Raw genomic sequence first — 17,736 nt, forward strand, 5'->3', positions numbered from 1 at the left:
TCATGAACCGGCGTGCGGTGACCATGAACGACGTGGCCCGCGCCGCGGGCGTGTCGACGATGACCGTGTCCAACGTGATCAACGGACGCTCGCAGCGGGTCGGCGAGGCGACCCGGCAGCGGGTGCTGGAGACGATCCAGGAGCTCGGCTACCAGGTCAACGTCGCGGCCCGGCAGCTCCGGGTCGGCCGCACCGGCACCGTCGGGCTGGCCGTGCCGGACTTCGACTCCGGTTACTTCTCCGAGCTGGCCGACCGGCTGGCCGCCCGGCTCGGTGATCATGGACTGCGGCTGATCATGGAACGCACCGGCGGCTCCCGCGCGGCCGAGCTGGACACCCTGACCGCGGCCCGGCTGAGCAGCTACGACGGCTTCGTGCTGAGCGTGGTCGCCGGTGATCGCGATGATCTTGAACGGCTGAGCATCGACACCCCGGTCGTGCTGATCGGCGAACGCGCCGTACCGGCCCGGTTCGATCACGTCCTGATGGACAACGTCGACGGGGCCCGGCAGGCCACCGAACTGCTGCTGCGGACCGGTGCCCGGCGGATCCTGCTGCTGGGCGGGAGCCCGTCCCGCCGGCAGACCATGGCAGCGCTGCGCACCCGCGGCTACCGCAAGGCGCACGCCGACGCCGGCCTGACCGTGCAGCCGGAGCTGATCGTGCCGGCGCCGCTGCGGGTCGCCGACGGCCATCGCGCGGTCCGGGACCTGATCACCGCCGGGCTCGCCTTCGACGCGGTCTTCGCCCTCACCGATGCCGCCGCCTACGGTGCCCTCCGGGCCCTCGCCGACGCCGGGATCATGGTGCCGGACCAGGTGCAGGTGATCGGCTTCGACAACCTCCGGACCAGCGCCTACACCGTTCCCGCGCTGACCACCGTCGAGCCGGACAACGACGCGATGGCCGACGCGATCTGCACCCTGCTGATCGAGCGCATCGCCCAGGGCTCGACCCCCGCGCCCGCCCGCGTCGTGATGCCCCCGGCCACCATCGCCCACCGGGCCAGCACCCGCGCCTGATCCGCGCCCGGACCGGCCCTCTCCGCGGGAACTCGTTTTCCCGCGTCTCGGCGGCGGGTTAGGATCGTTGAGTTTCGTCATCGGCGACGGACTCCCGTCGTTTCGTTCTCCTTCCTGGGTGTACATGACTCTCTCCGCGTCCCGCTCGACCAGAACTCCGTCCCGACCCTCGCAGTCCCGGAACTCGAAGGGCGTGACGGCCGACGGCATCGCCGCGGCGCCGTCGGCCGGGGTCGTCTTCCGCGAGGGCCTGGGGCGGCTGTTCTCGGCGTGTTGGGAACGACGGCTGATCTTCATCCCGTCGGTGCTCTCGGGCGTCGCGTTCGCCCTGCTGCAGGTGCTGACGTCGACGGTGATCGGCCAGGTGACGCAGGACGTCATCGTGCCGTCGTTCGAGTCCGGCAACCCCGTCCCGGGCGCGGTCGCGACCGCCGGGCTCCTGGTGGCCGGCATCGCCCTGCTCCGCGCGGTGACCGTGGTGGGCCGGCGCACGCTGGCCTCGGTGACCCAGTTCCACCTGATCGCCGACTACCGGTTGCGGCTGACCCGCCGGCTGTCCGAGCTGCCGTTGCTGTGGCATCGCCGGCAGTCCACCGGTGCGCTGCTGTCGACGATGTACTCCGACATCGAGGCCACCTTCTTCGCCATCGCGCCGTTCCCCTTCGCGCTGGCCACCCTGGCGATGCTCGCGTACGCGGTCGTCGTGGTGGCCGGCATCGACCCGGTCCTGCTGCTGATCATGGTCGTCACGGTCGCGCTGCTGATGTTGCTCAACATGGTCTTCCAGGCCCGCGCCGCGCCGATCGCCCTGGAGTCGCAGCGGCTGCGCGCCGAGGTCTCCGAGATCGCCCACGAGTCGTTCGACGGCGCCAACGTGGTGAAGTCGCTCGGCCGGGAGGCCGTCGAGGAGGTACGGTTCGTCGACGCCGCCGAGCGGCTGCGCCGCAACGGCATCCGGCTCGGCTACGTCCGCGGCTGGTTCGACCCGGTCATCGACGCGCTGCCCAACGTGGCGATCCTGCTGGTCACGCTGGTCGGCACCTGGCGGATCGGCCAGGGCGCGCTCACCACCGGCCAGCTGGTGCAGGTCGCCTACCTGTTCACGCTGATGGCGCTGCCGCTGCGCTCGTTCGGCTGGGTGCTCGGCGATCTCTCCCGGGTGGTCGTCGGCTGGCGGCGGACCCGGCGGATCCTGACCGCGCGGGACGAGCTCGCGTACGGAACGAGGACGGCGCCGAACACCGGCCGCCCGGCCCGGGTGGAGTTCCAGGGCGTCACCCTCGAATACCGGGACTCGCATTCCGCGACCGGCCGGACCCGCCCGGACGCAGTCGCCCTGCATGAGATCGATCTCACGGCCGACGCCGAGACCGACGGCCGGGTGGTGGCGATCGTCGGCGCCACCGGCTCCGGCAAGTCGACCCTGACCCTGCTCGCCTCTCGGCTGCTCGACCCGACCGACGGCCGGATCCTGCTGGACGGCGTCGACCTGCGCGACCTCACCGCCGACTCGCTCGCGGAGTCCGTCGCCCTGGTGCTGCAGCAGGCCTTCGTGTTCGACTCCAGCGTCCGCGACAACGTCACCCTAGGCGAGGATTTCTCGGACGCCGACGTGCGCTGGGCGCTGCGGATCGCGCAGGCCGAGACCTTCGTCGACGCCCTGCCCGAGGGCCTCGACACCGTGCTCGGCGAGCGCGGCGGCTCGCTGTCGGGCGGCCAGCGGCAGCGGATCGCGCTGGCCCGGGCCCTGGTCCGGCGGCCCCGGCTGCTGGTCCTGGACGACGCCACCAGCGCCTGCGACCCGGCCGTCGAAGCCGCGATCCTGGAAGGGATCCACGAGGAGATCACCGAGACGACGCTGCTGGTGGTCGCCTACCGCAAGTCGACGATCTCGATCGCCAGCCGGGTGGTGTTCCTGGAACACGGCCGGATCACGGCCACCGGCCGGCATGCCGAGCTGCTCGCCGACGTCCCGGCCTACCGCGCCCTGGTCGACGCGTACGACGAGGCGGCCATCGCCCACGAACTGCTCGAGTCGGACCGGGCCGACCTGGACGAGCAGGCCGCGGCCCGGGCGAGCGACGAACGGGCCCGGGCCGAACGGGACCGTGCGGAGCGTGAGATCGCCGAGCGGAAGCGGGCGGAACGGGAGCGCGCCGAGCGGGAGCACGGGAAGCGGGAGCCGTCGCCGGACGACCCGGAGGTCTGGGTCGAACTGGCGGAGGAACGCCACCGTACGGACTGCGACGACGAGGACCGCCTGATGGAGGAACGATGAGCACCCAGGCGCCGCAGAGCAGCAGCCTGACCACGGATCGCCACGAGACCGAGGGCACGATCGCCACGATCCGCCGCGGCCTGTCGCTGACGCCGGAGGTCGCCCGTGGGCTGTGGCTGACACTGGTGCTCGCCGTGGTCACCACGGCGGGGAAGATCGTCGTACCGGTGACGGTCCAGCGGATCATCGACGGCGGGATCGTCGGCGCCGAGACGATCGACCTGGGCTTCGTCGCCGGCAGCCTCGGCCTCGCCGCCCTGGTCCTGGCCGTGACGGTGACGGCGAACGTGTTCATGAACCGCCGGCTGTTCCGCGCCTCGGAGACCGCGCTGCGGGTGCTCCGGACCCGGGCCTTCCGGCACATCCACGACCTGTCGCTGCTCACCCAGTCCACCGAGAAGCGCGGCGCCCTGGTCTCCCGGGTGACCAGCGACGTCGACACGGTCAGCCAGTTCATGTCGTTCGGCGGGATCATGCTGATCGTGATGAGCCTGCAGGTGATCATCGCGACCGTGGTGATGGCCATCTACTCGTGGCCGCTGGCGATCCTGACCTGGCTCTGCTTCGTGCCGGTGCTGCTGGCGATGACCCGGATCCAGAAGCGCATCCGGTCCCGGTACCAGACCGTCCGGGCCAAGGTCGGCTCGATGCTCGGCTCGGTGTCGGAGGCCCTGGTCGGCTCCGCGACGATCCGCGCGTACGGCGTCACGGGCCGGACCAACGACGAGATGGACGGCACCGTCGCCGAGGTCCGCGGCGCCCAGCTGCGGGTGCTCCGCCCGCAGGCCGTGTCGTTCTCCCTGTCGGAGATGAGCGACGGCTTCACCACCGGCATGGTGATCGTCGTCGGCATCTGGCTCGGCACCTCCACCGACCTGCTCTCGGTCGGGCAGCTGGTCGCGTTCGTGTTCCTGGTGTCGCTGTTCAGCCAGCCGGTCCGGATGGGCATCGAGATGCTGAACGAGGCGCAGAACGCGGTGGCCGGCTGGCGCCGGGTGCTCGGCGTCATCGACACGCCGGCCGACATCAGCGATCCCGGCGGTGCCATCGATCCGACGACGGGGGAGCGCGGTCCGGCCCGGCCGGACGCCCGGCGGCTGCCGGCCGGTCCGCTCGGCATCGAGATCGAGAACCTGCGCTACGCCTACCCGGGCGGCCCCGAGGTGCTGCACGGCCTGAACGTGTCGATCCCGCCGCGGACCCACGTCGCGATCGTCGGCGAGACCGGCAGCGGCAAGACGACGCTGGCGAAGCTGCTGACCCGGATGATGGACCCGACCGCCGGTGCGGTCCGGATCGGCGGCGTCGAGGTCGACCGGATCCCGTTCGACTCGCTCCGCGGCCGGGTGGTGATGGTGCCGCAGGAGGGCTTCCTGTTCGACGGCAGCATCGCCGACAACCTCCGCTACGGCCGCCCCGACGCCACCGAGCTGCAGATGCTCGCGGCGATGGAGGACCTCGGGCTGCTCGACTGGATCGAGGCGATGCCGCTGGGGCTGGACACCCCGGTGCACCAGCGCGGCGAGGCGCTCAGCGCGGGCGAACGGCAGCTGGTCGCCCTCGCCCGCGCCTACATCGCGGATCCGGACCTGATCGTGCTGGACGAGGCGACGAGCGCCGTCGACCCGGCCTCGGACGTCCGCCTGCAGGCCGCGTTGGAGGGCCTGGCCCGGGGCCGGACCACGGTCACCATCGCACACCGCCTATCGACCGCCGAACGGGCCGACCTGGTGCTGGTGCTCGACCACGGCCACGTCGTCGAGCACGGCCGGCACGCGGACCTGGTCGACCTCCCGGACGGCATCTACGCGCGACTGCACCAGGCCTGGGTGGCCCACCGCGTCGGCGCCGACAGCGCCGCCCCCGTGCACTGACCAGCCACAACGGTCCCTGAGCTTGTCGAAGGGCAGGGCGACCTGCGCCCTTCGACAGGCTCAGGGCACGCACCTTCGGGTCAGGCCAGGTCGACCTCGATCGTCGCGAAGGAGTGCGGCGGGAGGTCGGCGATCAGGCGGCCGTCGGCGACCTGGACCTCGAGCTCGGCCGGCGCGACCGCGGTGGGGTCGGTCACCGTGTTGTGGGCCTGCGGCCGGTCGGCGGTGAGGATCCGACCTCGGGCCTCCCGGACGGCTCCGCCGCGCAGGTCGAAGTCGATCTTGGTCGCGGAGTCCACGGACAGGTTGCCGACCGAGATCAACGCCGTATCGCCCTTCCGGCTGGCGGAGGCGGTCACCTGGGCCAGCGTGGTGCCGTCGACGTCGATCGAGGGCCCGCCCGGCAGGTGTACGGCGAGCGAGGCGGCGTCCTGGTGGCCCTTGTTCATCTCGAACACGTGGTACGTCGGCGTCAGCACCAGGCCGCCCCGGTCATCGGTCAAGATCATCGACTGCAGCACGTTCACGGTCTGCGCGATGTTCGCCATGATCAACCGCTCCGCGTGCCGGTGGAAGATGTCGAAGTGCAGCCCGGCGACGAGCGCGTCACGCAGGGTGTTCTGCTGCTGCAGGAAGCCCGGGTTGGTGCCCTCGTCGACCTGCCACCAGGTGCCCCACTCGTCGCAGACCAGCCCGACCACACCCTCCGGGTCGTACGCGTCCATCACCGCGCGATGGGCCTTGATCACCCGGTCGATGTCGGCCGCCTTGATCATGGTCCGGTAGTACTGGGTGTCGTCGAAGTCGGTGGCGTGCGAGCGGTGGATGCCGTCGCCGTCGTGGGTGTAGTAGTGGAACGAGATGCCCTGGAAGAAGCCCCGCGGCTTGTTGCCGCAGCCCAGGCAGCTGACCGCCTTCATCAGGGCCTCGGTCCAGGCCAGGTTGTCGTCGTTGGCGCCGGCGGCGATCCGGTACAGCTTGTTGTCGCCATGATCACGCAGGAACGTCGCGTACCGGCGCGCCTCGTCGGCGTACGCCTCGGGCCGCATGTTGCCGCCGCAGCCCCAGGCCTCGTTGCCGATGCCCCAGAACGGCACCCGCCACGGCTTGTCCCGGCCGTTCGCCTTGCGCTGCCGCACCATCGGGGAGTCGCCGTCGCGGGTCAGGTACTCGACCCACTCGCTCATCTCGCGCACGGTGCCGGAACCGACGTTGCCGTTGACGTACGGGTCGGCGCCGAGCAGCTCGCACAGGGCCATGAACTCGTGGGTGCCGAAGTGGTTGTTCTCCTCGACGTTGCCCCAGTGCGTGTTCACCATGACCGGCCGGTCCTCTCGCGGCCCGATCCCGTCCTGCCAGTGGTACTCGTCGGCGAAGCAGCCGCCCGGCCAGCGCAGGTTGGGGATGTTCAGGGCCCGCAGCGCGTCGACCACGTCGGTCCGGATGCCGCCCACGTTGGGCAGGTCGGAGTCCTCGCCGACCCAGAAGCCGCCGTAGATGCAGCGGCCGAGGTGCTCGGCGAAGTGGCCGTACAGATGCCGGTTGATCACCGGCCCGCCGAGGTCGACGTTGATCACGGCGCGGGTCGTCGGTGTGCTCATGCGCGAAGTTCTTCCTGTGAGGTTTGACGTTACACCTTCGGAGTCAGCCTAATGGCCCGGCACCGGATCCGGAAACGGGCCGGGCAGGATGGAACGATGATCGAACCGTTCTCCGTCGAGATCGAGCCGGCCCGGCTGGATGATCTTCGCCGCCGGATCCGGGACACCCGCTGGCCCGAGCCGGCCACCGCCCCCGGCCAGAGCGTGCCGCTCGACGCGTTGCGCCGGCTCGCCGCTCACTGGGCCGAGACGTACGACTGGCGCCGGCTCGAGGCCGAACTGTCCACCCGGCCACAGTTCCGTACGGTGATCGAGGGGCTCGGGCTGCACTTCCTGCACCTGCGGTCGCCGCACCCGGACGCGACGCCGCTGCTGCTCAGCCACGGCTGGCCGGGTTCCTATCTGGAGTTCCTCGACGTCGTCGGCCCGCTCACCGACCCGACCGCGCACGGCGGTACGCCCGCGGACGCCTTCCACGTCGTCTGCCCCTCGCTGCCCGGGTACGGGTTCAGCGACCGCCCCGCCACCGCCGGTTGGGACATCCACCGGATCGCGGCCGCCTGGATCGAGCTGATGGACCGGCTGGGCTACCGGCGGTTCGCCGCCGCGGGCAGTGACTGGGGCACCAGCGTCTCGACCATGATCGCCGCGCGGGCCCCGGAGCGGGTGATCGGGATCCACCTGATCCCGCCGCTCGTCGCGCCGGACCGGTCGGTGCCGTTCACCGAGGCGGAGCAGCGGGCCGTTGATCAACTGGCCGAGCGGTCCCGCACCGGCTCCGCGTACGGCGAACTGCACGCGACCCGGCCGCAGACGATCGGCTACGCGCTGACCGACTCGCCGGTCGGGCTGTGCGCCTGGATCGCCGAGAAATATGAGGACTGGGCCGATCCGGCGGGTCCCGGCGTGCCACTCGACCGGCTGCTGGACACGGTCACGCTCTACTGGCTGACCGGCACCGCGGCCTCCAGCGCCCGGCTCTACTGGGAGAGCATCGGCGAGGTGAGCCGATGGTTCACCGAAGCGACACCGGACGTGATCATGGTCCCGACCGGCGCCACGGTCTTCCCGGCCGAGCTGCCGCGGCCGTCCCGCCGCTGGGCGGAGCGCCGGTTCCCCGACCTGCGCTACTGGGGCGAGCCGCCGGTCGGCGGACACTTCGCGGCGCTCGAGGTGCCGGATCGCTACGTCGCCGAGTTGCGGGCCTCCTTCGCGGCGATCAGGTCGGGCCCGCAGCCGGGCTGAACCGGCGGCGGCAGGTCACGCCTCGTCGCGATAGGGGAGCCGCGGGTCGACCGGCTGGTCCGGCCAGCTGCCGCGGACCCAGGCGTGGGCCGGGTCGTCGGTGATCAACCACGCCCGTTCCGGGTCCGGGCCGGCCATCACGTTCAGGTAGTACAGGTCGTAGCCGGGCGCCGCGACGGCCGGACCGTGGTAGCCGTACGGGACCAGGGCGATGTCGCCGGTGCGTACCATCGCGTTGATCTCGATCTCGCCGGCCGACGACGCGTAGGTGCTGAACAGGCCGAAGGCGTTCTCCTGATCACCAGCGGCGCCGGCCTCCGGGGCCGCCTCGAAGTAGTAGATCTCCTCCAGCCGGGATTCGTGGCCCGGCCGGTGCTCGTCGTGCTTGTGCGCCGGGTACGAGGACCAGTTGCCCGCCGGCGTGATCACTTCGCAGACGATCAACCGGGCCGCGTCGAGCGCGTCGGGGGTGCCGAAGTTGTGCACCTGCCGGCTGGCCGCTCCGGAGCCGCGCAGCTCGACCGGGGTCTCCGCCGCCGCAACGTGGCGGAGCGGCCGGACCGTCGTCGTGGGCGAGGTCGCCACGGCGACCCGGCCGGTCCCGGTGATCATGCCGGTGCTGCCGGCCGGCAGGTAGAGCACGTCGGTCGGCCCGGCGAAGACGGAGCGGCGGCCGGCCAGCCTGGTCTCGCCGGCGACTCCGTCGACCAGGTGGGCGACGCTGAACGAGCCGGCGAGCGGCACGACGATGCGCTCCACGTCGGTCCGGTCCAGCGGCAGGGCGGCCGACGCGGCCAGCTCGGCGACGTCCAGACCGGTGTGCTCCCAGCCGGGCAGGGAGGCGTCCACGCGGCTCTGCCAGCCGTCCCGGGCGAGTGCTCCCCGCCGATGGAACCAGCGGTCCTGGCTCATCCGCTCCGCCTTCCTGCCGAGTTGATCAATCCGTCCGGGCCAGCAACTCTCGTACGCGAGCCCGGGCCGGTTCGCGATCGTAGCTGTTCACCAGCGCCCCGGCCATCCGGACCGGGTCGCCGAAGAAGTAGTACTCGTACTGCGCCTGCCGGGACGAGAAGGCCGACATCGAGGCATCGAAGGCGAGCCGGTACAACTGGGCCCGGCTCTCGGCCGGCAGCAGCTTCGCCTGCAGGTACTGGTCGATGTCGTCCCGGGCGGCGGAGGAGAGGTCGGCCTCGCTCGGTGCCGCCAGCAGCCCGGACGCGCAGAACTTCCGGATGATCGCCGGGAACCGCTGCGAGGCCCGTGGGAACCAGTTCCGGGCGGCGTTCAGCGAGCTCCACTTCGGCGTCATCATGCCCCACCGGTTCGGGGCGGCGTCGGCCTCGGCGGCCCGGAGCAGGGCCTTGCCGATCTCCACGTCGATGATCAACTCGGCCAGGTCCTCCTGGATGTGCTGGTAGCCGTCGATCGCGATCGACGAGGCGATCTCCGAGGCCAGGCCGAGGAAGAACTCGGTCTTCGCGATGGTCCGGGTCACCACCTGCTGGGTCATCAGGGCCGTCGCCCCGGTCTCGGTGTAGAAGGCGTTGCACAGCTGGGGATTCCCCAGCATGAAGACGCGCTCGGCCGGCACGAAGACGTCATCGAAGATCACCATCGCGTCCATCTCCTCGAACCGCGACGCCAGCGGCTCGTCGAAGCTCGACCCGCCGTGGTGCAGCGAGGTCCGGCAGAGGTAGCGCAGGCCGGGGGTGTCGTTCGGGATCGCGAACGCGAAGCTGTACGGGATGTCCCGGTCGGTGCCGCGCAACAGAGTGGACGGGAAGACCAGGATCTCGTCGGCGATCGGCGCCACGGTGGCCAGCATCCGGGCGCCGCGGACCACGATGCCGTCGGCGCGTTGCTCGATCACCTGCGCGGCCACCTTGCCGCCCATCTGCTCCGAGCCGGAGACCGACCGGTTGGACTGCGGCGGGATCAGCGTGTGCGTGGTCAGCAGATCGTTCTCGCGCACGTACTCGTAGTAGGCCCGGATCCTTTCCCCGTAACGGGGATCGGCCTGGTCGAACCAGTCCGCCGCCGCGGCCAGCGCGGTGAGCGCGGCGTTCAGGTAGTCGGCGGTCCGGCCGAGGAAGCCGTTGGAGTGGTCGGCCCAGACCCGGGCGGCCTCTCGGCGGTGCACCAGGTCCTCCTGCGTGAGCGGGATCAGGAACGAGGCGCCGACCGGCTCGCCACTGCTGGGCGAGGGGTACGTCAGCGCGGCGGCATGGGCCGGGTCGTGCTGCAGGTCGTACAGCCGCGCATAGCTGCGGGCCACGCCGGCGAACGCCGGATGATCGGCGACGTTCTCGCTGACCTGCTTGCCGTCGATGGTCAGGTGCGGGCGCATCGAGTTGATCTTGTCCAGGAACTGCCGGCCGGTCCGGATGCCCATGCCCACTCCTCGCTGAGTTTCATGATCAGAATCTGAGGCCTGGTGTTCTCATATAGAACACCGTGTTCTAGTATCGGACGATACGCCGGGAAGTCGGCGTGGGCAACCCGAAGCGGGAAAGGAGCGGGCGTGGTCGACCCGAAACCCGCCGCACACTCCCAGACCCTGTCCCGCGGGCTGCGGGCGCTGGAGATCCTGGCCGAGGCGAGCGGGCCGATCAGCATCGCCGAACTCGCGGCAGCGCTCGGCCTGCACCGCTCGATCGCGTACCGGATCCTGCGCACCCTCGAAGATCACCGGCTGGTGCTCCGGGACGACCGCGGACTGCTGCTGCTCGGGCCACGGATGGCGGCCCTGGCCCGGGGTGTCCAGCGCAGCCTGCAGGCGGCGGCACTGCCCGAGCTGACCGCGGCCGCCCGCGATCTCGGGATGACGGCTTTCCTGGTGGTGCTGGATTCCGACGAGTGCGTGACCCTGGTCAGCGTCGAGCCGCCGCCCGGTCCGGCCAGCATCGCGCAACGGCCGGGCACCCGGCATTCGATCATGGTCGGAGCGCCCGGGCTGGCGATCCAGAGCGTGCTCAGCGACGACGAGTGGTCCGGGCTCGGGCTCGCGGGGGAACGCCGACCGGAGGCTGCCGAGGCGGCTCGCCGCGGCTACGCGATCAGCCGGGACGAGGTGGTGCCCGGCCTGTCCGCGGTCGCCGTACCGCTCCGGCTCCCCGGCCAGGCGCCCGCCGCGCTGGCCGTCGTCCACGTGTCCGGCCAGGATCACGACCCGGCACCGGTGGGCGCCCGGCTGGCCGAGGCCGCCGACCGGATCCGGGCCGAACTGAACTGACCCACGTCCCTGGGCTCGTGGGTCTATAGTCGGCAGTGTCCGGCGGAATTGGCGTCGTTGCTCGAAAAAGGGGCAATAGCCCGGCCTGCGTACCGGTGAGACATATACGGATCTGATCCTCGTCGTCGAGAGAAGGCCCGTTCATGTCGAACGTCTCCGCGCATGCCGCTTTCGTCCTCTCCGCCCACCTGACCGATGTCTTCGGGGTGATGGGCAACGGCAACGCCTATCTCCTGGACGCGCTGTCCCGGACCCGGACCCGCTTCACCGCGGTCCGGCACGAGGCCGCCGGGGTGGCCGCCGCCGACGCCTACTTCCGGGCCTCCGGCCGGCTCGCCGCGGCCACCACCACCTACGGGCCCGGCTTCAGCAACGCGATCACGCCGCTGGCCGAGGCGGTGCGGGCCCAGATCCCGCTGGTGTTGATCACCGGCGCCGAACCGTCCGCGGGGCGCCGGCCGTGGGACGTCGACCAGACGGCCCTGGCCGCGGCGGTCGGGGCACGCACGGTCTCCGTCGGCGCCGGTTCGGTGGTCGCCGACCTCACCGAGGCGATCGAGTACGCCCTCGCCGCGCGCAGCCCGGTCGTGGTCGCGCTGCCGTACGATCTCGCGACGGCCGAGGCCGGCCGGATCCCTGCTCTGCCAGGGATCCCCGCACCGGTGCCGGTCCCGGCGGCTGCCGACGACCTGGAGCGGCTGGCGGAGTTGATCAACGCCGCCCGGCGCCCGGTGATCCTGGCCGGGCGCGGCGCCTGGCTGGCCGGCGCCGGTCCCGAGCTGACCCGGCTGGCTCGGATGATCAAGGCCCCGGCGGCGACCACCGCGTTCGCCCGGTCCCTGTTCGGCCCGGTTCCCGACCAGCTCGGGATCGCCGGCGGGTTCGGCAGCCGGCGCTGCGCGGCCGCCTTCCGGGCGACCGATCTGGTGCTGGTCGTCGGCGCGGGCCTGAACCAGTTCACCACCCGGTTCGGCCGGCTGTTCGACGAGCACGCCCGGGTGCTGCAGATCGACCTCGCGGCGCCGACGCAGCCCCGGGTGGACCTCGCTGTGCGTGCCGATGCGGCGCTGGCCGCGGCGGGGCTGCTCCGGCTGGTCCGGCCTCGTGATCATGAGGTCTGGACCGCCGCGCATCCGGAGCTCATCGCGGCCGCCGAGCCGGACGTGCCCGGGACGCCCGGCGGCCTGCTGCCGGACGGCCGGCTCGACCCGCGCCAGCTGGCCCAGCGACTGGACGCGATCCTGCCGACGGACCGGACCGTGGTCACCGACGGCGGCCACTTCCTGGAGTGGGGCCCGCGCTACTGGCGGATCGGCGGGCCGGACCGGTTGATCATGGTCGGCACCGCGTACCAGACGATCGGGCTGGGCCTGGCCAGCGCCGTCGGGGCGGCCCGGGCCCGGCCGGAGTCGACGATCGTGCTGGCCTCCGGCGACGGCGGGGCGCTGATGGGCCTGCCCGACCTGGAATCGCTGGCCCGGACCGCGCGCCGGGCGGTGATGATCATCTTCGACGACGGTGCCTACGGCGCGGAGGTGCACCAGTACGGCAGCCTGGGACTCGACCAGGCGCCGATGCGGATCGGTGAGGTCGACTTCGCCGGCCTCGGTCGTGCGGTGGCCGCCGCCGGCCGCACCGTACGCACGCTTGATGATCTTGACGACCTGGCCGGTTGGCTGGCCGGGCCGGCGGCCGGGCTCTACGTCGCCGACTGCCGGATCTCGACCAGCGTGGTCGCCCCGCACATGCGGGAGGTGCAGGCGGCCCGGCGGATCCCGGCCGACCGGCTCGAGCCGGCCGGCCGGTGATCAACGGGCGTTGTTGATCAAGCTCAGGGTCGATCGGGATCAGGCCCGGTCGGCCCAGCGGCCGAGGCCCTCGAACCGGTACTGCATCACGTGGTAGATGCTGTTGTCGCCGGTGTTCCACTGGCTCACGGTGAGGTGCACGTCGTTCAGCCGTGAGCCGGGGATGATGTAGCTGCCGTACAGCTGGGCCAGGTGGTTCACGTCCTGGTTGTCCCAGCTGGTGCCGTGCAGCATGGTGAACTTCGGCGTGGTCCGGAGGTCCTGCGTCGGGTGGTCGAGCACCTGGCAGTCGATCCGGTAGCGCGGCCCGTCGAACCAGGTGTGCAGCCACTTGTCGCCGAACCGGCGCAGCGAGTTCTCGCCGATGATGTCGTCCGACAACGGCGTCGGCTCGACGCCCCAGCGCCAGCGGCCGTTCTTCTTCCCCCACGGCTGGTACTTGTCCGGCTGGGTGATGTGCCATGGCCGGACCCGGTGCAGGATCATCGTGCTCTCGCGGAGGAACTCCGAGGTGTAGACGTAGAGCCAGCCGTCCGCGCCGATGTCCCAGCTGGCCAGCTGCCAGCGCTTGTCGTACGCGGCGGCGGGGAACCGGGCGCCGGAGTCCTCCCAGTTCTCGCCGTTGTCCTTCGAGACCCAGATCCCGCTCCAGATCACGTTGCCGAAGCCCTGGTTGACCACGGCGTGCAGATAGATCTTGTTGCCGATCGTGATCACGTCGGACGGGATGATCGTCGAGATCTCCTCGCCGTGCTCGTACGGGATCAGCTGTTTGGCCCAGTCGCCGCCCGGCGTCCCGTTGAACACGACGCCGGAGGCCAGGTTGCGGGTGCTCGACCAGAGCGCGGTGGGGGAGCGCCAGTTCTCGCCCCACGCGGGTCCGAAGCTGTCGCCGAAGACGTAGATGCTGCGGCCGTCCGGCGTGCGGGCCACGGCACCGAGATCGACATAGTGCAACCCGAACTTGCCGGTGATGTCCGGGCCGGTGAGATTCTTGACCTTCGTGATCTTGACGCCGTCGACGATCACCGAGCCTTCGTCAGCGGCGGCCGGCTGGGTGAGTCCGGCGGCGAGACCGGTGCCGGCCAGGCCGGCAGCGGCGACACCACCGAGCAACCGGCGGCGACTGATGGGATGCGGGGCGGCACCAGAGTGGGGATGCGGGGGCATGGGCTCACTTCCTCGGGGTCCATGAAATCGTTTTCGGTCACGGTACGATCACGGGTGACCCCGAGTCAAGGGAGCCGCCAGCAGCCGACCGGGGGTCACTCGGACAGGATCGTGGCGCCGCGGGCCTGGCGTGCCTCGTTCTCCGGGCCGAGCGGGATGCCGGTCCGGTCCCGGAGCAGGAAGGTCGCCGCGGCCGCGACGATCGTCAGACCGGCCAGATACACGCCGACCGCGTTCGTGGTGTGGAACTGCTGCACCAGGGCGGTGGCGATGGTCGGGGCGAAGGCGCCGCCGAGGATGGCGCCGATCGCGTACGAGATCGCGACGCCGGAGAACCTGATCGAGGCCGGGAACAGTTCGGCGAAGAACGCGGCCTGCGGCCCGTAGGTGAGCCCGTTGCCGAGGGTGAACAGGGCCAGGCCGAGCGCGAGCAGCCAGACGTTGCCGGTGTCGACCAGCCAGAACATCGGGAACACCGTGATCAACTGGCAGGCCCAGCCGATCAGGTACGTGGTGCGCCGGCCGATCCGGTCCGACAGCCCGCCCGCGATCCAGGTGCACACGCCCCAGACGACGGCCGAGGCCGTCACCGCGAGCAGCACCGACGCGCGGTCCAGCTGAAGCGGCCCCTTCGGATCGGTGGCGTAGTTCTGGATGTAGCCGCCGGTGGTCATGTACCCGGCCGCGTTGTTGCCGGCGAAGGTCAGCGCGGCCAAGATCACGATCGGGGCGTGGAACCGGAACAGCCGGGCGATCGGCAGCGCCGTCTGCTCCCGCCGCTCGGCGATCTCGGCGAACACCGGGCTCTCCGCGACGCGGCTCCGGACCACGATCCCGACGATGATCAACACGACGCTGATCAGGAACGGCACCCGCCAGCCCCAGACCGAGAACGCCTCGCCCGGGGCGATCACGGCCATCAGGGCCATCGCGCCGGACGCCGCCAGCAGACCGAGCGGCGGTCCGAGCTGGGGGAAGGCGCCGAAGCGCCCGCGGCGGTCGGCCGGCGCGTGCTCCACCGCCATCAGCACGGCACCGCCCCATTCGCCGCCGGCGGAGAGGCCCTGCAGGATCCGCAAGATCAACAATGCGGCCGGTGCGATCACGCCGGCCTGGTCGTAGGTCGGCAGCAGGCCGATCAGCGTCGTGGCGCCGCCCATCAGGATCAGGGTCACCACCAGCATCGCCTTGCGGCCGATCCGGTCGCCGAGATGCCCGGCCAGCAGGGCGCCGAGCGGGCGGAACAGGAAGCTCACGCCGACCGAGGCGAAGGAGAGCAGCAGCGCGATCTGGTCGCCGGCCGGCCGGAAGTAGAGCTGGGCGAACACCAGGCCCGCGGCGCTCGCATAGATGAAGAAGTCGTACCACTCGATCGTGGTCCCGATCGTCGTGGCCAGTGCGACCCGGCGACGCTCGGCGGCGGTGGTCCGGGTCGGGTCCGCAGGATGGGTCGGGGACGCCATCATCCCTCCTGATCATCGGTGATCTCCCCTTCACGATAAGGGATCGCGCCGAAATCCGCTGGCGGGTGACCGGCCCCGGTCGTACGCTGAGCGGGCAGAAAGCTCAACAGCAACGGTCCGGAGGGGACCGAAGGTGATCGGTTATCGCTGAGACCGACCCCGGTCCCGCAACCTTGTCCCCTCCCCGCCGTTCTGCCGGCACAGCGGGTGCGCTGTGCCGGTTGATCGGTGGTCCTCAGACCGCAGACAGTCCGTTAACTCAGGGTCCAGAGGTCGCGGGTTCGAGTCCCGCAGGCGGAACCCAGGTTTCGTCGTAGCTCAGCGGCAGAGCGGTGGAATATCCGGGTTGTCGCCACCTTGTCTGAGGGCCACCGCCGACGATGCGAGAGGAGATGATCATGACGTACGGTTCCGATCCGCTGACCCGGATCTCGACCCGGCGTACCCCGCAGGCCCGGCCGGCGACGCCGGACCAGGTGCCGAACCACGCCGGCGGGCACGTCTTCGAGATCACTCCGGAGCAACGGTTGCGACGGTTCCTGATCATCGGCAGCAGCGGCGGGACCTACTACCAGGGCGAGGCCGAGCTGACCCGGGAGAACGCGCAGGTCGTGATCGACTTCGCCGCCGCGGACCCGGTCCGGCTGGTCGAGATCGTCCGCGAGGTGTCGCTGGCCGGTCGCGCGCCCAAGCAGAACCCGACGATCTTCGCCCTGGCGGTCGCCGCGGCGGCAGAACGGCCCGAGGGCCGGGCGGCCGCGTTCGCGGCGATGCCCGAAGTGCTGCGCACCGGGACCCACCTGATGCTGTTCGCCAAGTACGTGACTCAGTTCCGCGGCTGGGGGTCCGGCCTGATGCGGGCCGGTCGCCGCTGGTACGAGGCGAAGGATGTCGAGGCGCTGACGTACCAGCTGGTGAAGTACCGCAGCCGAGAGGGCTTCAGCCAGCGCGACCTGCTGCGCCTGATCCACCCGAAGACCGATGATCAACTCCGGAACGCCCTCTACCGCTGGGTGGCTCAGGACGAGCTGTCGTACCAGCTGCCCAGGCTGGTGCACGGTTTCGTCGCCGCCCAGGCCGCCGCGTCGGCCGCGGACTGGGTCCGGCTGATCAAGGACTACCGGCTGTCCTGGGAGATGCTGCCCGACGCGGCCCTGAGCGAGCCGACGGTCTGGCGGGCGCTGATCGACGTCGGCCTGCCGATGACCGCGCTGATCCGGCAACTGCCGCGGCTGACCAGGCTCGAGGTGATCGGCAACGCGTTGCGCGACGGCGATCGCACCATCGACGTGGTGGCGCAGCTGACCGACCCGGAACTGCTGAGCCGGGCCAGGATCCACCCGTTCAACGTGCTGGTCGCCCTGCGTACCTATGCCGCCGGCCGGTCCTTCCGCGGTTCCTCGACCTGGACCCCGGCCCGGCCGGTGCTGGACGCGCTGGACGCCGCGTTCTACACCTCGTTCGGCAACGTCGTCCCCGCCAACCGGCGGACCATGATCGGGCTGGACGTCTCCGGCTCGATGGGCACGCCGGTCGCCGGCAGCCCGCTGACCGCGCGGGATGCCTCGGCGGCGATGTCGATGATCACCGTCGCCACGGAACCGACGACCGCGGTGTACGGGTTCACCGCGGGCGGTGCCGGATGGCGCTCGGCCGCGCTGACCGAACTGGCGATCGGGCCGCGGCAACGGCTGGAGAACGTGATCGACAGCGTGTCCCGGCTGCCGTTCGGCGGCACCGACTGCGCGCTGCCGATGATCAAGGCTCTGGACGACGGGCTCGAGGTCGACACCTTCCTGGTGATCACGGACAACGAGACCTGGGCCGGGGACATCCATCCGCACCAGGCGCTGGCCGAGTACCGGCGCAGGTCCGGGATCCCGGCTCGGCTGGTGGTCTGGGGGATGACCTCGACCGGCTTCAGCATCGCCGACCCGTCCGACCCGGGAATGCTCGACCTGGTCGGTGTCGACTCCGCGGCACCGCAACTGCTGGCCGACTTCTCCCGCGGGGACGTCTGACCGGACGCGCGGTCGGTCGGTC

General features: G+C 71.2%; 12 protein-coding genes. 7 read left to right on the forward strand and 5 right to left on the reverse strand.

What is annotated here, in order from left to right:
- The first annotated feature begins 2 nt into the window (after positions 1 to 2).
- The 3 genes from AC6CCG_RS07810 to AC6CCG_RS07820 all read left to right on the forward strand — a co-directional run bounded on the left by AC6CCG_RS07810 (position 3) and on the right by AC6CCG_RS07820 (position 5,174).
- On the forward strand, positions 3 to 1,022 hold the full coding sequence (locus tag AC6CCG_RS07810; RefSeq protein WP_496653923.1) for a LacI family DNA-binding transcriptional regulator: 1,020 nt from the start codon (positions 3 to 5) through the stop codon (positions 1,020 to 1,022).
- A gap of 124 nt (positions 1,023 to 1,146) precedes the next feature.
- The gene (locus tag AC6CCG_RS07815) at positions 1,147 to 3,300 is read left to right on the forward strand and encodes an ABC transporter ATP-binding protein (RefSeq protein ID WP_496653924.1); all 2,154 of its coding nucleotides are present in this window, start codon (positions 1,147 to 1,149) and stop codon (positions 3,298 to 3,300) included.
- Entirely contained in the window at positions 3,297 to 5,174 is a 1,878-nt protein-coding gene (locus AC6CCG_RS07820) for an ABC transporter ATP-binding protein (protein WP_496653925.1), read from the forward strand. The genes AC6CCG_RS07815 and AC6CCG_RS07820 overlap by 4 nt, the downstream gene beginning before the upstream one ends.
- A gap of 80 nt (positions 5,175 to 5,254) precedes the next feature.
- Here AC6CCG_RS07820 and AC6CCG_RS07825 read toward each other — a convergent pair whose 3' ends face one another.
- Positions 5,255 to 6,775 (reverse strand): alpha-N-arabinofuranosidase, encoded by a 1,521-nt coding sequence (locus tag AC6CCG_RS07825; protein WP_496653926.1) that lies wholly within the window; start codon positions 6,773 to 6,775, stop codon positions 5,255 to 5,257.
- Positions 6,776 to 6,871: 96 nt separating this feature from the next.
- Between AC6CCG_RS07825 and AC6CCG_RS07830 the strand changes: the two genes are divergently transcribed.
- A complete protein-coding gene (locus tag AC6CCG_RS07830; protein ID WP_496653927.1) occupies positions 6,872 to 8,020 on the forward strand; it encodes an epoxide hydrolase family protein in 1,149 nt (382 codons plus the stop codon).
- A gap of 15 nt (positions 8,021 to 8,035) precedes the next feature.
- On the opposite strand, the gene iolB is transcribed toward AC6CCG_RS07830, so the two are convergent.
- Together iolB and hpaB are read right to left on the reverse strand one after the other, a co-directional pair.
- Positions 8,036 to 8,932 (reverse strand): 5-deoxy-glucuronate isomerase, encoded by an 897-nt coding sequence (gene iolB / locus AC6CCG_RS07835; RefSeq protein ID WP_496653928.1) that lies wholly within the window; start codon positions 8,930 to 8,932, stop codon positions 8,036 to 8,038.
- Between the two features lie 25 nt (positions 8,933 to 8,957).
- Positions 8,958 to 10,412, reverse strand: a complete 1,455-nt coding sequence (hpaB, locus tag AC6CCG_RS07840) for a 4-hydroxyphenylacetate 3-monooxygenase, oxygenase component (protein WP_496653929.1) — start codon at positions 10,410 to 10,412, stop codon at positions 8,958 to 8,960.
- 129 nt (positions 10,413 to 10,541) lie between these two features.
- Here hpaB and AC6CCG_RS07845 point away from each other — a divergent pair, with 129 nt between their 5' ends.
- The gene (locus AC6CCG_RS07845) at positions 10,542 to 11,252 is read left to right on the forward strand and encodes an IclR family transcriptional regulator (protein WP_496653930.1); all 711 of its coding nucleotides are present in this window, start codon (positions 10,542 to 10,544) and stop codon (positions 11,250 to 11,252) included.
- A 143-nt stretch (positions 11,253 to 11,395) separates the two neighbouring features.
- Complete coding sequence (locus tag AC6CCG_RS07850; protein WP_496653931.1) at positions 11,396 to 13,060, forward strand: thiamine pyrophosphate-binding protein; 1,665 nt, start codon at positions 11,396 to 11,398, stop codon at positions 13,058 to 13,060.
- Between the two features lie 39 nt (positions 13,061 to 13,099).
- Here AC6CCG_RS07850 and AC6CCG_RS07855 read toward each other — a convergent pair whose 3' ends face one another.
- The gene (locus AC6CCG_RS07855; protein ID WP_496653932.1) at positions 13,100 to 14,230 is read right to left on the reverse strand and encodes a glycoside hydrolase family 183 protein; all 1,131 of its coding nucleotides are present in this window, start codon (positions 14,228 to 14,230) and stop codon (positions 13,100 to 13,102) included.
- Between the two features lie 95 nt (positions 14,231 to 14,325).
- On the reverse strand, positions 14,326 to 15,696 hold the full coding sequence (locus AC6CCG_RS07860; protein WP_496653933.1) for an MFS transporter: 1,371 nt from the start codon (positions 15,694 to 15,696) through the stop codon (positions 14,326 to 14,328).
- 395 nt (positions 15,697 to 16,091) lie between these two features.
- On the opposite strand from AC6CCG_RS07860, the gene AC6CCG_RS07865 reads away from it, so the two are divergent.
- Positions 16,092 to 17,714: a TROVE domain-containing protein gene (locus AC6CCG_RS07865; RefSeq protein ID WP_496653934.1), complete on the forward strand. Its 1,623-nt coding sequence runs from the start codon at positions 16,092 to 16,094 to the stop codon at positions 17,712 to 17,714.
- Positions 17,715 to 17,736: the final 22 nt, after the last annotated feature.

Source organism: Microlunatus sp. YIM B11417, assembly GCF_059617205.1.

Excerpts from the sequence above, each read along its gene's own strand:
- AC6CCG_RS07850 (WP_496653931.1), top strand. The coding sequence starts at position 11,396 with ATGTCGAACGTCTCCGCGCATGCCGCTTTCGTCCTCTCCGCCCACCTG.
- AC6CCG_RS07810 (WP_496653923.1), top strand. The coding sequence starts at position 3 with ATGAACCGGCGTGCGGTGACCATGAACGACGTGGCCCGCGCCGCGGGC.
- iolB (WP_496653928.1), bottom strand. The coding sequence starts at position 8,932 with ATGAGCCAGGACCGCTGGTTCCATCGGCGGGGAGCACTCGCCCGGGAC.
- AC6CCG_RS07815 (WP_496653924.1), top strand. The coding sequence starts at position 1,147 with ATGACTCTCTCCGCGTCCCGCTCGACCAGAACTCCGTCCCGACCCTCG.
- hpaB (WP_496653929.1), bottom strand. The coding sequence starts at position 10,412 with ATGGGCATCCGGACCGGCCGGCAGTTCCTGGACAAGATCAACTCGATG.
- AC6CCG_RS07825 (WP_496653926.1), bottom strand. The coding sequence starts at position 6,775 with ATGAGCACACCGACGACCCGCGCCGTGATCAACGTCGACCTCGGCGGG.
- AC6CCG_RS07855 (WP_496653932.1), bottom strand. The coding sequence starts at position 14,230 with ATGCCCCCGCATCCCCACTCTGGTGCCGCCCCGCATCCCATCAGTCGC.
- AC6CCG_RS07865 (WP_496653934.1), top strand. The coding sequence starts at position 16,092 with ATGACGTACGGTTCCGATCCGCTGACCCGGATCTCGACCCGGCGTACC.
- AC6CCG_RS07820 (WP_496653925.1), top strand. The coding sequence starts at position 3,297 with ATGAGCACCCAGGCGCCGCAGAGCAGCAGCCTGACCACGGATCGCCAC.
- AC6CCG_RS07830 (WP_496653927.1), top strand. The coding sequence starts at position 6,872 with ATGATCGAACCGTTCTCCGTCGAGATCGAGCCGGCCCGGCTGGATGAT.
- AC6CCG_RS07860 (WP_496653933.1), bottom strand. The coding sequence starts at position 15,696 with ATGATGGCGTCCCCGACCCATCCTGCGGACCCGACCCGGACCACCGCC.